Genomic DNA, 17,742 nt, shown 5'->3' with positions numbered 1-17,742 from the left:
GGACCTGGACGTCTTCGTCGGCGGGCGATGGTCTTGTTCAACTGCTTCTCGTCGGCGGCGTCGCCCAGCTCGTTCACCAGCGTCGTCGCGGGGGTGAAGCGGATCCGGTAGACGTTCAACGCGGCCTCGGTGCCCAGTGCGATGAGCATGCGCGCCTTGCCGGTGCCGGAGTCGCCGATGAGGCACAGCGGCTGTCCCTACTTGGCTGTACGGCGCAGTCGCCTTCAGCCGGGCAGTCTGAACTCGCGCCGGACCTCGGTGAGGATGCGGAGGTATCCGCTGCCGAAGGTGGCCACCGCGTCGGACAGGGCATCGAGGGCGGCCTGCAGCGGGTCGGGCTGGGCGGCGGAGCGCAGTGCGGGGAGTGCCATCGCCTGCTGGAGAACGTTGTTCCGGCTGCCGTCCGTGCTGTCCACCAGGGTGTGGGGGATGTCTGGATCGGCGTAGAAGCGGTCCCAGGCACCGTCGCGGGTGTGGGGGTCGCCGTCCCCATCGAACGGAGCCGGCAGCGGAGCGCCTGCATCCAGCGCGGCGAGCGCGGGTGCGATCCAGCCGACCTTGTCGAGGCCGGCCTCGGCGTACGCGCGGCGGGCGACCCAGCGGGCGAGCGCCCGCTGGGTATCCGGACCAGCATCGTCGATGGCGTGGACGAGAGCGGGATCGAGGGGCCGCAGAGCGTGAACGCCGTTGCGTGCCTGCCGCAGCCGCTCGCTGGGCAACCGACCTCCCCACTCCCGCAGCTCCCGCTCCTCCTGCCGGATGCGGGCCTCCCGCTCCTGGCGCTCCCGCTCACGTCGCGCGGCCTCGGCCCGCTCTTCGAGGGATGGGGGCGGCGGCAGCCTCCTGGCCACCTCGTGCCAGTGCGCAGCTTGGCGTGAGGACTGTTTCAGGATCTCGTCCGGCATGGGAGGGGCGGGCCAGAACTGGAGCAGGTATCGATCGACCGCAATGCCGGTTTCGAGGACCTCCAGCTCCCGCTCTCCCGCCTCGTCCATGCCGCGCCCGCAGTAGCGGACCCGGTAGGAGGGTTCCGGCAGATCGATCCGGCACAGAGGCCCGTTGCCCCAGGGCAGCACGGTCGCCGTGGGCGACATGGGCCGGAACGGAGCCTCCACGGCCTCCTCCCAGGCATCGTCCAGCGGCGGCCGCTGCTCGTGCACCTCGACGGTCAGCCACACCGGGCCGGTGTGCAGGCCGGTGGTCAGGAAAATATGGCCGGGAACTGCGGCGCGGCAAAGACCGTTGCGCTGCCCCGTGCGCGTCTCCTCCACTCCGGCGCAGTCGGTGCGGCTCTCCACGTAGAACTGCGAGTACGCCACCCGCAGCTCACCGTCGTACACCGTCCTCATCGCTCCGCCTCTCAGCTCGGCTCACCGCCCTCGCGGTGCGTTCTGGACGACAGCGGCCCCTCACTGACACACCAGCGCTTCGAGCACCTCCTACCGGTTCGAGCGGCAGCCGTCCAGGGGCATGTCTCACGCTGGCGAGCCGGCCGCGAAGATGCCACCGTGCGCGCCTCGGTCGCCTGCGCTTCCTGTCCGCACCCGGAGCGCAGCCGTCCAGCACGGCGTCCATGAGGGTCCGGGCGCGGTCTTTTTCGCCCATGGCCGAACGCTCCGCCCGGCGCTTGTACGGTGTAGGGGGTGACCCGACGGGGAGGATACCGGCGTGACCGACGACGATGCCCTGGGGCGGCCTCGGCTGAGGCGGGCGCGGCGTTGGCTCGTGGCGTTCGCCGCGGTGGTCGCCGGTATCGGGGCCGTGGCAACCGAAATGCTTGACGCCAGCATGCGCGAGCCGTCCGTGGACCCGGGTCGGGTCGCTGAGCGGATCGAACCGGTGTCCCCGGCACCGTCCTGTCTCCCGCCCAAGGAAGCAACGAGTGACGCCGTCGCGGAAGCACGGCCCGGCGATGGCGAGTTCAAGGCCGAGGCTGTCAGCTCCCTGTGTTCCGTTTCGGAGGGACGATGAGTGACCGTTCAGGGCTGCAGCGAATCGAGCGGGCGTGGGAACTTTTCGCAGCGTGGTTGTGCGAGCATGCGCCGGTGTCGTACGGCCTGCTGCGGCCGGGCGCCGCGGATGCGCAGATCGACGAGGCCGAACAGGCCATCGGGGTCCGGTTCCCGCCGGAGCTGCGGGCTTTGTACCGGGTCCATGACGGGGTGCGCGGCGTCGATCTGGAGGAGTTCGGCGAGCAGCCCCTCACGCCCCGTGGGGACGACGACCCGTGGCACCGGCAGGCGAACGCGGTCGACTTCATGCCCACCGGTCAGGCGTGGCTTCCGCTGAAACACGTGATCGGTGTGCATGGCGGGCCGCTGGAGATCATGGCCGGCAGGCGGGTGCCGTATGTGCCGGTGACGGCGAGTGCCAACGACGCGATGCTGTCCGGCACGTATCTCGATCCGGCAACCGGTGTGCTGGGGACGTGGGCGGACGCGCAGGAGCTGAGCCCGCAGGGGATGGGTCTGGCCGAGTGGCTGGAAGACGCTGTCGCAGCCCTGACCGAAGGGCGTCCTACGCGTGTTCTGGGGCTGCGGCCCCACCTGTCGCCGACGGGTGACGGGCTCGGCTGGTACGAGGAGGACGTCATGCCCGAGGAGGACGGCTGGCAGCCGGTCGTCGGTTGACCGGCCCAGGTGCGGGGCTCCCGGACCGGGTCCGGTCCGGGAGCCCTGTGGTGTTCAGGTGGAGCAGGCGGCTACGGCCGCTGCGCGCACGTGATCACATCGGCTGTCGCGTCGCAGTCCTGGAAGCCTGCGATGTCGACCCAGTAGCTGTCCTTGTCGAGCATCCGGAACGTGGACGCGAAAGTCCCCCAATGGGACATGGACCCGGAGTTGACGTTGCGGGACATCGACGACCGGCCGCACGTCTCGTCCCATGTCGGGGCGGCGAACCGCTCGTCGTCGTACAGCTTGTACGTTCCGGCGGTCGGCTCGGTCTCGTAGGTCTGCACGCACTCGCGCCCTTGCAGCGCGTCTGATACCGGCTTGGGGTTCAGGCCCCCTTCGGCCGTCGGCATGCCCGCTGACTCATACGTCGAGTTGAACGTGTACTCGTCACAGGAACGGATGTCGCCGTTGGAGGAGGAAAGCGCGGGGTGCAGCGCTGTCTTCGGGTGGTAGACCATCCTGTTCGCCGTGGCGCCGCGGCACACCCGGTAGCGGTTGGCGGTCTCGCTGCGCCCGGTCCCGGTGGCGCCGGCCGTGTTGCGGGCCTTGGGCGGCATGTAGTGCAGCGGGGTGACCGGCGTCTGGCCGAAGTACTCCGGTGCCAGCTTGTTCTGGATCAGCCAGGCGTGGGCCGCGGCGGCCGGGTACTTCTTGGAGTTCATCGAGTAGCCGGGGCTGTAGTCCTTGATGACGCAGCCGCCGGTCCCGTACACCTTGTCGCAGCGCGCGGAGATGGCGTCCGGAGAGGTGCCGTGATTGTCCGTCACCACCATTTTCGGAGTGTCCGTACTGAAGATTCCCTGAACGATCTGCGGGATCTCCCGGGACAGGTCCTTGTCCTTGGAGCCGGAGGCGTTGGCCACGCTGCCGTCCCACGTGGTTTCGGCGTTGCCCTGGGCGATGTGGGTGTCCGCACCGGACGTCCATGTGGGGGTGCGGTCCGTCTCCCAGTCGAAGCCCGTGTCGTTGTCCGCGCAGCCGCCGTTGATACACGATGCCAGGATGTTGAACGACAGGGCACCGGGGGACGCCGGCCACTGGTCCGTGATCGAGCTGGGCAGCGGCGTCATCTGGAGCCAATGCTTGATCGTGTTGCCCTTGGGATCGAGCTTGAACTGCCACATCAGCTCGAAGTCCTGGCGATAGTCCTTCGTGCCGTTGTTGCCCTCGACGCCCCAGGAGAACAGCAGGCACGCCTCGCTGCGGCGGATGTAGGACTTCTGGGCGGTGAGGGTCGTGTCGCACCAGGAACTGTCAAGGATGGGGCCGGTGTACCCGGCGGCCGCCATCGGGGTGACCGTCCGAGTGCCGCTCTTCTTGGTAGCGGCCTTCCGCTCGTGGGCCTTCTCTTCCTTGATCGCCTCGGCTGCCCTGGCGGTGCGCTTCTTCAGCGGTGTGACGGTGATGGTGGCGTCGCCGGCCCTGGTCGTCCGCTGCTCGGGGGAGAGCAGGGCGGGCGCGTTCTGCCGGACGGTGCCGGAGCTGGTGACGGTGTTCCAGCCGTTCCAGCCGAACGCCGGATAGGGGTTGTTCCAGTCGGCCGGGTCGGCCGCGGTCGGGTCCGGCTTGTTCAGGGTGATGTCGACCTTGTGGGCTCGGGTCGTCGGCGCGGTGCCCGCGAGGAACCCGTACTGGTTGGTGGTGCCGACGTTGTCGGCGCGGTCGACGGCCCGGGTCTCGACGTGGTGGGCGCCGTCGGTGGTGGGCGTCACCGCGAAGGAGCCGGTCGTGCCGGATGTCGTCGAGGTGGTGTTGACCGTCTGCCATGTGCCGCTGCCGCCCGCGCCCGCGTCGGGGTCGGGATCCTCGCCGTCCACGCGGTACTGGAGCCGGTTGGCGTCGCTGACGGTGGTGGCCGTCCAGGTTCCGGATTGTCCGGCGCCGCCGCCGTAGCTGCCTTCCGGGTACGTGGTGGAGGTCACCGGGGACGGCTCCCCGGGCGCGGTGGTGTCGACGACGAACTGGGCCCACGGCGACCACGAGGTGTTGTAGTGGGTGCCGTCGTAGGCGTTGGTGCGGAACTTGTAGGTGCGGCCGTCCTTGAGCTGGCCAGCCGGTACGACCACGCTGGCAGGGGTTCCCTGGTCGACGAAGTCGGAGACGATCAGGCCCTCACCGAGCGGCGTGGTGATCGGGGTGTTGGTCGCGGCGTCGTAGACCTGAAAGGTGCCGTTGACCTTGTCGCCGTCCGGGTCGGTGAAGGTGTCCCGCAGGGTCGGGGTGGTGGTGTTCACCGCCCACACCCCGGCGTAGGACTTGAACGGCGCTCCGGCCTGCCGGTTGGTGCCGTCCGAAGGCCGGTAGTTGTAGTTCACGGTGAGCTTCGGCTGATTCGCCGTGTTGTTCGCGGAATTCACCCGCTTCCACGCCCGCACGTCATCGGTGGCGGCACGCAGCCCCATGTAGCCGCGGGTGGCTTTCGCTGCGGCCCACGTCTGTACGAGGGTGTCGACGTCCGCGTTGATCCACCCGTCCGGCTGTGTACCGGTGCAGCCCGGGTTGCCACGGGTCTGGGTCGATGAGTGGTACTGCTGGTTCCATGTCGGCTGGGACGTCCACCGGGACGACGTCGACGCGGCGGTGGTGTCCCAGATGGTCCAGCTCTGCGCGCTGCAGTCGGTGTTGCCCGAATGGAAGTTCCACAGCGCCAGGTTCGTGTCGATGATCAACGCGTCCTGGATCGGCGTGGTGTTCCAGTGGATGAAGGAGCGGGCGACGCGGGTGGTGCCGTCCGCGTTGGTGGTGCCGGGATTACCGAAGTCGAGTTCGGTGTCCGTGGACAGGTCGACGGTCTCACCGCGCTGCACGTAGGTGTCGAACGTCGAGGCCAGGGCGGAGGTCGACGGGTCGACCATGACGGGGTACTTCGTCTTCGGATCGGCGAGGAACTTCGCGCTGGGGGTGATCTCCAGGTCGACGCGGCCCGCGCCCTTGTTGACCACCTTCATGCCGACGCGGGCTTTTCGGGTGTGCTCGCCTGATCGCTTGTCGACCGTGGCGTCCCACATGACCGGAGCGGGCATCGTGGCCCGCACCGTGCCGGTCTCGGTATCGCGGAAGGTGACCGAGCCGTCCTTGTTCGCCTTCGCGGTGAGGCCCTTGGCCTTGACCGGCAGCGTGTAGGAGTAGGCGCCGCCACTTGGCCGCTTGCTGATCTCCACGAACTGCTCGAAGCCGGTCCGGGTCGCCTCCACGATGACGTCCGCGCCGGGCACCGCCTCCCGGTAACGGGCGGTGGTGCCGTCCAGCTCCGGCTTGGGCAGGCCGCCCCTCCACTGGAGGGTCACCGACTGGTCGCCCTCGCCGAGTGTGACCAGGTCCCTGGGGGCGGCGTCCTGCGCGGCGCGCAGGGAGCGCGGCGGGGTGCCGCCCTTGCCTGCCAGGCGCAGCCCGTTCGGGTGTTCCTTGGCTTTTAAGCTTCCGTCCGGACCGGTGGTGAGGGTGGCGTCGACCTTGCGCCACTTGCCGCCGCGCCAGACCCGTTCAGGTCCGGAGGTCAGTTCAGTGGTCAAGGTTCCGTCGGGGTTGGCGACGGTGTAGGAGGTGGCGGTCGTCTCGTCGTACGCCACCACCTTCTCCCCTGTGCGCTTCGCTTCAAGGATCGCCCACGCCTTCGAGCCCTTGGCGTGCTTGGCAGCCCATGCCAAGTCGGCCTTGAGGATGTCGGCATCGGAGGGCTGGGCCGGTGCGGCTGTCCGGGCGACTGCGGCTGTCTGACTCACGGCGAGGACGCCGGCCTCGGCGATCAGGAGCAGCGCGGAGGCGGCCGCGAGGTGCCCCCGCCGTCTTCGCCCGGCCGCAGTTGGTCGCGTGGCTGGATGCATGAAGTCCCGTGTCCTTCCTTACGGACTGAGTCGTACAAGTGCGCGAATGCGCGCACCCAGCGTGTGACCTTAGGGGAGGTGATCAAGAGAAGTGAAGGTCGTTTAGAGACGTCGTCTCAGGCAGCAACTGTCCTGACGGGCACGGCCGTTGGGGCGCTGGAGCCTCGACCCGCTAAACGTCAGCTGGATCACGTTCGCTGTCTCGGATGCCGGACCCGCCCGGGACCGGAGTGCGGCGGCTGCGGTCGGGGGCTCGGGAGCGGGCGGTGGCAGGAAGCGGTGCGGGATCGCTGCGCCGTACCGCGCGGATCACGCCAAGTAGGCCTTCGTCCCTTGATCCTCGTCGCGCTCGCCCACGGCCTGGGACCGGGCGCTGGTGAGGCGGTCGACGAGGTGTTGGCGGAACTCCGTCCCGAGGGGCGGGCCGATGCGCTGGGCCGTCGACTGTTCTCCGGGCCGCGGTACTGAGTTTCCTGGAATCCCTGGCGCTAACAGCGGCTAACACAAACGGAGTCGTGTCGATGACCACTTCCACCGCCCTCACTGCCCTGTGCTGTGCGGTGCGTGCCCTCGGTGGCTTCCTTCTGGCTCTGCGAAGACCGGGGAAGGCCCCACCGGCTGGACGAAACCGGAAGCTCGCGCTGGGCGTTTGCTATGCGCTGGTCGCCGTGGCCAGCTTGGCGCTCATCGTCCTCGTGGCCACGGGGTGGCCGGGTTGGCGGCATCGCCTGATTGCCTGATCGAGTGCCTGGATCATTAGCTGGGGCGGCATGGCGGATGCCATGCCGCCCCGATGCTCTGCAGGTCGTCGGCCACCTCCTATTGGCGGTAGCCGAGTCGGGTCGGCCGTTCGGCTCTGCAATGAAGCGGAAGGCCGGCGCGTTGAGCCCCGTCGGTCGTCAGCGTAACCACCTCACCCTGTCCGCACCCTGTCCGCCGGCGGCCGGACCGTTCAGCAGGGTGTGCGGGGGAGCGAGACGGTAGCCCGGAGCAAGTGCGGCTTCTGGATCGGACCGTACGGCTCCAAGTGATATCCAAGTCACTCTCATCGACCGGCATGACGACACGGTGCTGGCGAGCTGGGCCGACGAGTCGTGGCCGAACGCGCAAGATCGACGGCCTCTGCGTGGCCCGTCTCCGCCGTCCGGCGGCTGTGGGACCGACGCGGCGCGGTCGTCCGGGCTGGTGGGCGAGGGTGCTCGGGGCAGGGTCGGGCGAGGTGGTCGCGGGTGGCCTGTTCGGTGGTGTCCGTGGTAGGTCCCAGCGGAGTTCGGTGGCGGCCCATTCGGCCGCGTAGCGGCAGTGGCCGTTGGGTCACTCCGCGAGGGCGTGTGCGAGGAGGGTCTCCGCTGCAGTCCGTGCGTGCCGGCCGTAGTCCGGTTCGCCCAGCACCATGGCCCGGCTGGCCGCCCCGTCCGCGAGGGTGACGAGCTGTTCGGCGAGTGCGGCCGGCTCGCGGCAGCCCAACTCCGTCACCAGCGCGGTGACCAGTCCCGTCATCCGCAGTTTCTGCTCGCGGGCGTAGGAGTGGACGGCGCTGTCCGGGTCGGGGAACTCCGCCGCGGCATCGATGAACGGGCAGCCGCGCACCGGTTCCGCGTCCGGCGCGGGCTGGTCGAACAGCCCGAGGATCCGCTCGCGCGGTGGGATGTCCTCGCGGGTCAGCACACTCTCCAGGGTCGCCCCCGACGAGGCGAGGTCCTCGAGGTGGGCGATCACCAGGTCGTTCTTGGTCCGGAAATGCGCGTAGAGCGTCCGCTTGGACACCGGTGCTGCCTCCGCGACCTGCTCCATGCCGGTCGCGTTGATCCCCTGGACCGCGAACAGCCGGGCGGCGGCGGCCAGGATGCGCTCCCGTCCGCCACGCCCGCGCCCCGGGGAGGCCGTAGTCGTCGCACTCACAGGCCAAGTGTACGCCTGCGTTTACTTCGACGGGCGGCGCCTGCTACGTTTACGCCGTACCTGCAAGGTAAACGGTTCCGTTTACATCGTGTTCTGTCGAGGAGTGTTCCATGAGCCTGCCGGTCCCCACCGAGCTGAGCGGCTGCGCGGAGAAGCTGATACGCGGCCGCCACGCGACCCGCGCGTTCCGTCCGGACGCCGTGCCCGAGGACACGATGCGCGCGATCTTCTCGCTGGCCGGCACCGCGCCGTCCAACTCCAACGCGCAGCCGTGGCGGGTGGAGGTGGTGAGCGGCACCGCGCGTGAGCGCCTGGCGGACGCCTTGCAGGAGGCCCACGCCGCGCACCGCACCTCGGCCGACTTCCCGTATTCCGAGGACATGTACACACAGGCGCACCAGACGCGCCGGGCGGCGTTCGGCGCCCACCTGTACGGAGCACTGGGCATCGGCCCCGACGACCACCAGGCGCGGGCGGCCTACGACGCACAGAGCCTGCGCTTCTACGGCGCGCCGCACGCCGCGTTCCTGTTCGTCACCGGGGACGGCGGGCCCCGGCTGGCCGCGGACGTCGGCGCCTACATGCAGACGCTGCTCCTGGCGATGACCGCGTACGGCGTGGCGAGCTGCCCACAGGGACTGCTGAGCTTCTACGCCGACACGGTCCGCGCCGAACTCGCAGTCACCGGAGGGCGACTGCTCGTGGGCATCTCCTTCGGTTACGCCGACGAGGCCGCGCCGGTGAACCACGTCATGACCGAGCGGGCTGCACTCGAAGAGGTCACGGCCTTCCACGGCCAGTAGCCTGCGCCCCCGGGCGCCCGTTGCACACCTGACGTGCTTCTCCAGGTATCGCACAGCGGAGGCTGTGTCCCCGTTCCGGTCTCTGTCCGCGCTCTTCACTTTGAAGCACTCATATGGCGAGATGAGTGCTGGCATCAGGTCACCGACGCCGGCCACCCCGAGTCGGGGTCGGATTGGGTAGACGCCGACCGCGACCGCTGCAACACCCGCGCGGAGGTCTTGCTCACTGAGGCCTTCGAGGCGCCGGCGGTGTCGGACCGCTTCACACTGTCAGGAGGCCTGTGGTTCTCCTGGTACGACGGGCAGGAGGTGACCAGGACCGACGTCGACCACGTCGTGTGCCGCTGGCCGAGGCCCGGGACAGCGGGGCGAAGCCCAGTGGCTGCCGGACGAGTCCGTGCAGTGCAGGGCTGCAGGCAGCCACCGGACTCGCCGCATCCACGGCCTCCGCCTGCCACTCCGGCAGCCACAAGTCCCCCGACGTCCTGACGGCCATGGGCATCGACCACCACCGGGCACTCGGCGCATTCCGGCTCAGCCTCGGCCGCTTCTCCACCGAGCAGGACATCGACGCCGCCACACGAGAAATCGAGCAAGCCGCCCGACGGTGAGTGAGCCTGCCGCGTCCAGGAGGTCACAGACTCGATCGTATGCGCGATGCAGATGATGCGGTGGATCCCGGTGCCGAGCCGCAGGAAGGGGGGCGAACCGCTCGAGTGCGGCCTCCTCGGTCGGCGCCGTGCAGACGGGCTTGAAGAGGGGCGATCTCGTCCCAGTCCCGTCGGCCATGCGGTCGAGGACCTTGCCGGTGGTGGTGGAGATGGCCTGACGGGAGACCTCGGCGCCATACACCTCGGTCGGCCACGTGGGCCTGCACCTCACCGGTGGTCAGGCTCTTCGCGGCCGGCGAGATGACGCGCCGCTGAGAATTTGTTCGCGGAGAATGTCGGCGTGGCCGCAGTGCTGGGCCAGTTCGCGCAGCGTGTGGAGGTAGACCCAGCGCAGTGGCAGTGGGCCCCGGCGGTTGCCCCGTACGAGGTCGTCCAGCGTCAGCTGTGCCGTGGCCTGTCGGGACGCCGCGCAAGCCTGCTGGTAGGCCTGCTGGACCGAGGCGATGGAGTCGTCGTCGTGGAGGTCGAACGACTCGTCGGGCGTGTCGGGAATGCCGATCTCGGTACGGGACCGGCAGGTTATTGCCTCGTCGAACCAGACCTTCTCGACGAACGTGGCGTGCTTGACCAGGCCGAGCAGCGTGGTCTTGGAGGTGACCAGCGACCGGCGTGCCTGCTCTTCGGTCAGCCCGTTCAGACTGTCGTGCAGCGCGGACCGGTGCTCATCGAGGAAGGCCTCGAACTGGTCGCGGAGTGCCGCGTGGAAGGTGGCGGGTTCCATCGAAGACTGGGGGACCATGACCGCAACGATAGACCGCTGAGTTCGTCTGGGTTCCGGCCTGTGGAAAGCACGACCACGCGCGGGAGGGCAGGCGAACCCATGGGGGCGACCGCCGATGCGCGGGTGATGGTGAAGCTTCGACGAGCGGCAGTGGCCGGCAGGAGCGGGGGCATCGGGTGATCACGCGGTCGGTTCCGCCACAAGGGCGGTGCAGTTCGTGCAGATCGCCCGTCCTGGTCATGCCGCTCGCGTGGGGCGGCAGACCGCTCACGACCACCGCCGCGTGAGCAGGCCTAAGGTGAACGCAGTGTTCGGGCACGGCGCTACCCCCTTGTGACCAGGCCGCCCGGCCCGAACCCCGTCCGGTCACCCCGCTTGGGCCGGAAGTACAGCCGAGAGGAACCGCACCCGTGAGTCAATGGAAGCTGGCAGAGACATTCCGCAGCACGTCGGGCGACGTTCGCTGGGGCAGCCTGGGACAACCCGGCCAGGATCCGGTCGTGCTCCTGCACGGCACACCCTTCTCCTCGTATGTCTGGCGGGCTGTCGCCCGCTCACTCGCCCGCCGTCACCAGGTGTTCGTATGGGACATGCCCGGCTACGGGGCATCGGAGATGTCCGCCGGCCAAAATGTCTCCCTGGCTGCCCAGGGCAGAGTCTTCGCCGAGCTTCTGGCGCACTGGGGCCTGGAGGAACCTCTGGTGGTCGCCCACGATTTCGGCGGTGCCGTCTCCTTGCGGGCGCATCTGCTGCACGGCGCCCGCTATCGCGCGCTCGCTCTGGTCGACCCCGTCGCGCTGGCGCCGTGGGGGTCACCGTTCTTCCGGCTTGTCGGTGAGCACTCCGAGGTCTTCGAGCAGCTGCCGCCCGCACTGCACCACGCCCTGGTGCGCGAGTACGTGGCTTCGGCCAGCAGCCCCGGCCTGCACCCGGCAGTCCTCGACCGGCTCGTCCGGCCCTGGCTCGGCGACCCCGGCCAGGCGGCCTTCTACCGTCAGATCGCCCAGGCCGACCAGATCTACACCGACGAGGTGCAGGACCGGTACGGCGAGATCGGCATCCCGACGCTGGTGTGCTGGGGCCAGGACGACACCTGGATCCCCCTGGCGAAAGGACGGGAGCTCGCCGCCCGCATCCCGGGCGCGCGACTCGAACCGATCGCCGGTGCGGGCCACCTCGTCCAAGAAGACGCGCCCGCCGAGCTCACAGCCGCTCTCCTCGACTTCCTCCAGAACCCGCGCTGACTCCACCCGACAACCCGGCGGAGACTCCCGGTCACAGCACCAGCGGCCGCACGGGCCGGCCGGCACGCCGGCCTGCTGCCACCCACCCAGCGCATCGACCTGGCCGACCAATTGCGCGAGGACCACGTGGCGGCGCAGAAGCCGGCCGACACACGCCAGACGCAGGTGGTGCCGCCGCGGGAAGGAGCGCTGACGGCCGAGCTGTTCCTCGCGGCGAGCAGAGGAGGCCAGGTGCCGGAACGGGGCAGACAGAGCCGTCACACCATCTCGCCGGCGGTGACCCGTATTGCCGGTGTCGCTCACTGCGGTTCCGTCATCTTGCGCTCGTCGTTGCCGGGAGTGAGGGCCGTGTATGTGGCTGTGTGGTTGCGGCTGAGCACCGCATAGGTCAGCGCCACGGCGGTCAGGGCGATCCCGGCCATCCACAGGGGTGCGCGCAGACCGAGTGTGTCGGCGACCACGCCTCCGGTCAGGGCGCCGAGTGGTACGGCGGCCATGGAGAAGGTGCGGTTGGCGCTGTTGACGCGGCCCAGGAGTTCGGTGGGGACGAGACGCTGGCGCAGGGTGACGGACAGGACGTTCCAGACGGCGAAGGCGGCGCCGGTGCCGCCCCAGGCGAGGGCGGCCAGGGCCGGGTGCGGGTAGGCCGCGAGAGCGAGGTCGAACGCGGCGGTGGCGGCGATCGCGGTGATCTGGAGGGCCCGGCGGTCGAAGCGGCGTACGAGGACGGGGGTGGCGAGGGAGCCGGCGACGCCGCCGATCGCGCCGACGGCGAGCATGATGCCGTAGCCGGTCTCCGAGACGCCCATGGGGCCTCGGGCGAGCAGGACCAGGGTGGCTTCCCAGGCCATCGTGAAGAAGGTGAGGGCTGCGCCGGTGAGGACGATGGTGCGGACGAAGTGGGCCTGCCAGAGCCAGCGCATGCCGGCGGCCGCGTCGGAGACGACGGTGCGGACGATGGGTCCGTGTGGTCTGGCGGGTGGTGCCTGGGTGCGGATGCGGGTGAGCAGGAGGACGCCGAGGAGCATCGCGGCGGCGTTCAGGCCGAAGGGCAGGGCCGGTGAGACGGCGAAGAGGAGGCCGCCGAGGGCCGGGCCGGCGAGGTCCTGGCCGACGCGTTCGGCGGTGACCAGGGCGCTGTTGGCCTGCTCCAGCTTCTCGTCGGCGACCACGCGGGGCACGAGGGTCTGGGCGGCGTTGTCGTAGGCGGCCTCGCCGATGCCCAGGAGGAACGCCATGGCGTAGAGCAGGAGCATGGACCGGACGTCGGCCAGCAGGGCGAGGGCCAGTGCGGCCAGGAGCAGGGTGCGGGCGGTGTTCGCCCAGGCCATGAAGGTCTCGGGGCGGCTGCGGTCGACGAGGGAGCCGATCGGCAGGCCGAAGAGGAACCAGGGCAGGAAGATGCAGGCCGTCAGGGCGCTGACCGCGAAGGGGTCGCGGGTGGTGGCCGCGGCGAGCAGGGGCAGCGCGACCACGCGGATGCCGTCGCCGAGGTTGGAGAGGGTGGCGGCGGCGAGGAGGCGTGTGAAGCGGGTGTCGCGGCCGGCGGCGGATGTCACTGGGGCGGCTCCGTGATGCGGGTGCCCGCGGTGAGGGCGGTGGCGAGGCCTCCTCGGGGTGCCGGGGCGGGGGGCGTGGCGTGGCGGTCGATGACGGCGGCTGCCAGTTGGTCGGTGTCGACGGTGCCGAGGAAGGCGCGCAGCGCGGCGAGGCGGTGCTTGGCCTGGGCGGCGACGGTCTCGGGGGTGTCGCCGAACCGCCAGGGGAAGGTCTCGCGCAGGGCGGGGTCCAAGGCGGCGGCCTGGTCGACGAGGTCGTGCAGGACATCGGCCCACATGGGTGGGGTGTCGCCGCTGAAGGTGATGTGGACGGATTCGCTGTCGGTGGTCCACGCGTCGTGGACGACTCCGCGCGGGATGTAGAGGGAGTCGCCGGGGTACAGGTCGAGTTCGCCGATCACCGGGGTGTCGTAGCGCTCTCCGGGTGCCGGCAGCGCGCGCGGCCATTGCACCGGTGGTGCTTGCAGCCGCCAGTGCTTGATGCCGTGGACCTGGCGGACCAGGACCGACATGGGGTCGTAGTGCGGTCCTGCGCCGCGTGAGTTCGCGGGGGTGAGGTAGGCGCCGGCGGAGACGGGAAATCCGAGTTCGGTCGAGAGCCGCCGGCAGAAGTCGGCGACTTCGGGGCAGTAGCGCACCAGGCCGCGCAGGACGACGGTGGCCCCGCGTTCCATTTCACGCAGGACGGCGTGCGGGTCGGCGACGCCGTCGGCCTGGCCCGCGCCGGTTCCGGTGCGGTGGGTGAAGCGGGCGGCGGGGACGTAGCCGCCGTCGCGCAGGAGCCGGAGGTAGGGGATGCGCAGGCCGCGGTTGACGACGAGGTCCTCGGCGAGGGGCAGCCCGAAGACGTCGTCGAAGTCGCCCAGGTGGCGGGAGTGCAGGGGCGTCGTCTCCCAGGCTTCGCGTAGCTCGTCGGTGTCGCCGACGAGGCGTTCCAGCACCATGGCCCATACTCCTGTTCGTGGCGGTGTTTCAGCGGTCCAGCAGCCGCAGGCGGGGTGGATCGGCCAGGCCCAGGTGCGCCGCGAAGGGCACGGCCCGGCTGTCGAGGTCGTCGAGGTCGGTGAAGCCCCGGTCGTAGAGGGCGGGGACGAGCGCGGTGGTGTTCCAGCGGCGCAGGCAGTGCCGGTGCAGGGCCGCCCGCGAGACGCGACGGAGTGGGTAACCCCGGGCCGCCAGCTGGGTGTTGAGCTGCTCGGCCTCGGTGATCAGCTCGCGCAGGCGGGCCGCGCCCGGGGTCACGCGGACCGCGTCGGCCAGGGCGGGGAGCGGGGTCGCGCCGCAGGACCAGCGGTAGCTGCGCACGAGTGCGCGGGCGATCGCGTGCTGGTCGTGGGCGGCGGCCGGCTCCTCGCCGCCGAGCCAGTGTCGGAGTCCGGCGGCGGACAGCAGTCCCCGCTGCCGGGCGCGATCGATGCCGTACCGCTCCAGCCGGTCCAGGTCGTCCTCGTGCTTGCCGGTGAGGAGTTGGAGCACCGTCCGGTGGTGCAGCTCGGGGTAGTCGTCGGCGTAGATCTGCGCGGCCGTGAGGAGGGTGCGGCTGTCTGCATCGGCGGTACGCCGCCAGTTCTCCATGTGCACGGTCGTCGGTACGCGCACGGCGGGAGACGGGACCGGCCACATGGGCTCTCGGGCCAGGCGGGCGAGCAGGGACCGGGCGTCCTGGGTCTTGATGTCCCAGGTCTGTGCAGGGCCTTCGGCGAGATCGCGGATCGCCTCGGCCGTCGTGCGGGACACTCCGTCGACCTGATGCAGGAGGGCGCGCCAGGTGCGAGCGGTGAAGGGCAGTTCTTCTGCGGCTGTCAGCAACCGTGCTTCGTCGTCGGGGCCGATGACCCGGCGACGGACCAGACGGTGCAGCGCGACGCGGACGGAGACCAGGGCGACGGTCAGCGCGCGGGATCCGGCGTCGGGCTCGGTGTGCACGAGCGCCACCTCGTCGTCGCGTTCGATCAGCCCGGTGGCGTACAGGCGGTGGACGATGCCGCTGCCGGTCATGCCGTACGGCCCGAGTTCGGCCGCCCGCAGCGCACCCATACTCGCCGCCCCGTACACGGCGGCGCCGCGGGCGATGACCTCACAGATTTCCTTGTGCCGTACGGACGCGGACTGGAAGAACTGGCCGTCCAGTATGACCACCCGGTCTCCCGCACCGACCGGACTGCCCGTCAGGTCGCCGTGCCGGACGGGCGGATGGACGACCGCGTCCGGCAGCAGGGCGTGGACGGCCTCGGTGTCCAATGAGGGACCGGCGTACACGTGTGTCGTGCCGGCCGCACCGGCCCGGCTCATCGCGGCCCCCGGTTGATCGCGCCGACCCGGCTCATTGCGCATCCCCGTTCGGTCGGGGCCGCCCGGCGCCTGCGCTGACGTCGGTTCGGTCGTCGAAGGCCAGGCCGGGGGCGATCACCTTGACCACGGGGATGCCGGTCGGGCTGGGCAGGACGACGCGGATCGGTTCGGTACCGGTGCGGGTGGCGATGGAGCCGGCGAGGGTGTGGATGTCGGCTTCGAAGTCGCTGTCGTTCGCATCGGCCGGTGGCCCCCACCACGTGGCTGTCCGGGTGCCGAGGTCTTCCTTGGTCCGGGGGCGCTCGCCGACCGCCCGGTAGAGCACCGGCGGGAGGTCGTCGCGGGCTCCGGCGATGGCGGTGAGGCGGCTCTGTGCGGCTTCGGTCAGGGCGCGCAGGAGGGCGATGGCCGGGTCGAGGTGGCAGCCGGCGCCGGTGTAGGTGACGGCGTGGGCCTCGGAGCGGATGCGTGCCTCGAAGCAGGCGGGCTCGCGGTCGGCGACCACGACGTCCACGGACACCTGGGCTGCCGCGTACCGGTCGAGGAGAGACCGGCTGTCCGGGTCGTCGACGGAACCGAGGTCGAGTCGGTACCAGTCGGTGCGGGGCCGGGCGCGCAGGCGGGCGAGCGCGTCGCGTTCGCAGAGCTCGGCGAGCGCGTGGGCGGTCGCCTCGGCGACGGTGTTGCCGGAGGCGAGGCCGTTGCTGGTGGTGCGGAACAATGGCGGTGTCCACTCGGCGCGGTAGGTGTGGTCGAGGCGGACGGCAGGCTCGGGCAGCGGAATCGGGTCACCGCTCAGCAGCCCCTCGCCGTCCAGCCAGGGCAGCGGCAGGTCCGCGTGGAGCAGGGAGCCCTCGGCGAGGTCGAGGTCGGTCAGCTCGTACGACAGGTCGAGTCGTCGCGCGGTTGTGGTGGCCGAGGCGGGCGGGGGGTTCTCGGCGTGCCACAGCTCGATGGCTTCCATCGCGGCGGACACCCGTGCGGCGGCGGGAGTGAGGCCCTTGCCCTGGGAGAGGGACACGGTGCGCGAGGCCGGGCGTACGGCCTGGAAGACGGGGATGCCGATGTCGTCGAGCCCGGTCACGTCGGCGACGCGTGTCACGCCGTACCGTGCGAGCTGCGGGCGGATGCGCTGCCAGGTCTCTTCGGGGGGTACGGCGCGGTGCGTGCCGCGTCGGTATCCCTTCGCCCGGATGTTCAGGGCCCCGTCCGTGAGCGCCACTCGACTCCCCCCGTGGTTCCGGAGCATGAGGGGGTGCGGGACGGCGTCCGCAGGACGGACGACATCGGGCGGGACGGCCGCCCCGCACCCTTGTTCATCTCGGCAGTGCCGATCAGGTGTGGTGGGCCACGCTCACCACGGTCTCCGTCGTTTCGGTCTCCTCGACCTCGAAGACCTCAGACAGTTCCTCGTTCGAGTACTGCATGGTGCACCTCCTTTCCCCTGCGGAGGTCCCCCGTGTGGGGCCCTGCCGTCACTCTGGCCCACACCCCGAACTTCTGCAAGGAATTAGTTACTGCAAGATCTTTGCAACAACGAGCTTGAGTGGCTGGTTCTCCGGGTGGACGCTTGCTGTCGGTCGTAGTAGGGATTGCCGCTCTGGCCACCTGCGGGGTGGGAACAGATACCGGCGGCAGTGCCGGGGAGACTGGCGGCTCCTCCGCCGTACGTCTGGAGCGTTGCGGCGAGCGGATGCGAACTGGAGCAGCCCGCTTCCCGCGTGGTGACGCTCAACCAGCAGGCCACGGAGCTGGTGCCGGCCATGGGGCTGGGCGACCGGCTGATCGGCTCCTCGCTGCCGGAACAACGAGGTGCACCTCCGGTGCTGTCGCAGAAGGCGTACCCGTCGAAGGAGTCCCTTATCGGGCTGGGGCCCGATGTGCTGATCGGTGGTTTCGGGCCGACGGTCAGCGAGGCCAACGACAGGAACTCACCCTGGACTCGCTCACCGGCACCGTCACCGCCCTGGGCCACCTGTTCGGGGAGCCGAAGGCCGCCGAACAGCTCAATGCCCGCCTCGACAAGCAACTCGACGCGGTGAAACGGCAGG

General features: G+C 70.3%; 13 protein-coding genes and 1 pseudogene. 5 read left to right on the top strand and 9 right to left on the bottom strand.

What is annotated here, in order from left to right; translation table 11 throughout:
• Window positions 1-11: 11 nt before the first annotated feature.
• Together ACZ45Q_RS32775 and ACZ45Q_RS32770 are read right to left on the bottom strand one after the other, a co-directional pair.
• Window positions 12-197, bottom strand: a pseudogene (locus tag ACZ45Q_RS32775) (ATP-binding protein); the annotation flags it as partial.
• 27 nt (window positions 198-224) lie between these two features.
• A complete protein-coding gene (locus tag ACZ45Q_RS32770; protein ID WP_468268369.1) occupies window positions 225-1,349 on the bottom strand; it encodes a hypothetical protein in 1,125 nt (374 codons plus the stop codon).
• A gap of 319 nt (window positions 1,350-1,668) precedes the next feature.
• Between ACZ45Q_RS32770 and ACZ45Q_RS32765 the strand changes: the two genes are divergently transcribed.
• Together ACZ45Q_RS32765 and ACZ45Q_RS32760 are read left to right on the top strand one after the other, a co-directional pair.
• On the top strand, window positions 1,669-1,971 hold the full coding sequence (locus tag ACZ45Q_RS32765; RefSeq protein WP_468268366.1) for a hypothetical protein: 303 nt from the start codon (window positions 1,669-1,671) through the stop codon (window positions 1,969-1,971).
• Entirely contained in the window at window positions 1,968-2,630 is a 663-nt protein-coding gene (locus ACZ45Q_RS32760) for an SMI1/KNR4 family protein (RefSeq protein ID WP_468268363.1), read from the top strand. Before ACZ45Q_RS32765 ends, ACZ45Q_RS32760 begins: the two co-directional genes overlap by 4 nt.
• 71 nt (window positions 2,631-2,701) lie before the next feature.
• Here the strand turns inward: ACZ45Q_RS32760 and ACZ45Q_RS32755 are convergent, their stop codons facing one another.
• Window positions 2,702-6,499, bottom strand: coding sequence for a DNRLRE domain-containing protein (locus ACZ45Q_RS32755; RefSeq protein WP_468268360.1), 3,798 nt, complete (start codon window positions 6,497-6,499; stop codon window positions 2,702-2,704).
• Between the two features lie 1,314 nt (window positions 6,500-7,813).
• Entirely contained in the window at window positions 7,814-8,401 is a 588-nt protein-coding gene (locus ACZ45Q_RS32750) for a TetR/AcrR family transcriptional regulator (RefSeq protein WP_468268357.1), read from the bottom strand.
• Window positions 8,402-8,511: 110 nt separating this feature from the next.
• Between ACZ45Q_RS32750 and ACZ45Q_RS32745 the strand changes: the two genes are divergently transcribed.
• Window positions 8,512-9,204, top strand: coding sequence for a nitroreductase (locus ACZ45Q_RS32745; RefSeq protein WP_468268354.1), 693 nt, complete (start codon window positions 8,512-8,514; stop codon window positions 9,202-9,204).
• 888 nt (window positions 9,205-10,092) lie between these two features.
• Here ACZ45Q_RS32745 and ACZ45Q_RS32740 read toward each other — a convergent pair.
• On the bottom strand, window positions 10,093-10,614 hold the full coding sequence (locus ACZ45Q_RS32740) for a DinB family protein (RefSeq protein ID WP_468268351.1): 522 nt from the start codon (window positions 10,612-10,614) through the stop codon (window positions 10,093-10,095).
• Between the two features lie 392 nt (window positions 10,615-11,006).
• Here ACZ45Q_RS32740 and ACZ45Q_RS32735 point away from each other — a divergent pair, with 392 nt between their 5' ends.
• On the top strand, window positions 11,007-11,840 hold the full coding sequence (locus tag ACZ45Q_RS32735; protein ID WP_468268348.1) for an alpha/beta fold hydrolase: 834 nt from the start codon (window positions 11,007-11,009) through the stop codon (window positions 11,838-11,840).
• Window positions 11,841-12,139: 299 nt separating this feature from the next.
• Here the strand turns inward: ACZ45Q_RS32735 and ACZ45Q_RS32730 are convergent, their stop codons facing one another.
• From ACZ45Q_RS32730 to ACZ45Q_RS32715, 4 genes are read right to left on the bottom strand one after another with little or no spacing between them, the layout of a single operon-like run.
• Window positions 12,140-13,399 carry an MFS transporter gene (locus ACZ45Q_RS32730; RefSeq protein ID WP_468268345.1) on the bottom strand — a complete coding sequence of 420 codons (1,260 nt, stop codon included), beginning with the start codon at window positions 13,397-13,399 and terminating at the stop codon, window positions 12,140-12,142.
• Entirely contained in the window at window positions 13,396-14,343 is a 948-nt protein-coding gene (locus tag ACZ45Q_RS32725) for a JmjC domain-containing protein (RefSeq protein WP_468268342.1), read from the bottom strand. Before ACZ45Q_RS32725 ends, ACZ45Q_RS32730 begins: the two co-directional genes overlap by 4 nt.
• A 28-nt stretch (window positions 14,344-14,371) precedes the next feature.
• Window positions 14,372-15,691: a TfuA-like protein gene (locus ACZ45Q_RS32720; RefSeq protein ID WP_468268339.1), complete on the bottom strand. Its 1,320-nt coding sequence runs from the start codon at window positions 15,689-15,691 to the stop codon at window positions 14,372-14,374.
• 31 nt (window positions 15,692-15,722) lie between these two features.
• Window positions 15,723-16,913 (bottom strand): YcaO-like family protein, encoded by a 1,191-nt coding sequence (locus ACZ45Q_RS32715; protein ID WP_468268336.1) that lies wholly within the window; start codon window positions 16,911-16,913, stop codon window positions 15,723-15,725.
• Between the two features lie 499 nt (window positions 16,914-17,412).
• On the opposite strand from ACZ45Q_RS32715, the gene ACZ45Q_RS32710 reads away from it, so the two are divergent.
• Window positions 17,413-17,733: a hypothetical protein gene (locus ACZ45Q_RS32710; RefSeq protein ID WP_468268333.1), complete on the top strand. Its 321-nt coding sequence runs from the start codon at window positions 17,413-17,415 to the stop codon at window positions 17,731-17,733.
• Window positions 17,734-17,742: the final 9 nt, after the last annotated feature.

The sequence above is a fragment of the Streptomyces sp. NPDC031049 genome (genome assembly GCF_055571015.1).
This window is presented reverse-complemented; position numbering and strand designations above follow the sequence as displayed.

What these genes read in the sequence shown, in the direction of transcription:
- ACZ45Q_RS32770 (WP_468268369.1), bottom strand. Translation starts at nt 1,349, where the DNA reads ATGAGGACGGTGTACGACGGTGAGCTGCGGGTGGCGTACTCGCAGTTC.
- ACZ45Q_RS32760 (WP_468268363.1), top strand. Translation starts at nt 1,968, where the DNA reads ATGAGTGACCGTTCAGGGCTGCAGCGAATCGAGCGGGCGTGGGAACTT.
- ACZ45Q_RS32755 (WP_468268360.1), bottom strand. Translation starts at nt 6,499, where the DNA reads ATGCATCCAGCCACGCGACCAACTGCGGCCGGGCGAAGACGGCGGGGG.
- ACZ45Q_RS32745 (WP_468268354.1), top strand. Translation starts at nt 8,512, where the DNA reads ATGAGCCTGCCGGTCCCCACCGAGCTGAGCGGCTGCGCGGAGAAGCTG.
- ACZ45Q_RS32740 (WP_468268351.1), bottom strand. Translation starts at nt 10,614, where the DNA reads ATGGTCCCCCAGTCTTCGATGGAACCCGCCACCTTCCACGCGGCACTC.
- ACZ45Q_RS32725 (WP_468268342.1), bottom strand. Translation starts at nt 14,343, where the DNA reads ATGGTGCTGGAACGCCTCGTCGGCGACACCGACGAGCTACGCGAAGCC.
- ACZ45Q_RS32720 (WP_468268339.1), bottom strand. Translation starts at nt 15,691, where the DNA reads ATGAGCCGGGCCGGTGCGGCCGGCACGACACACGTGTACGCCGGTCCC.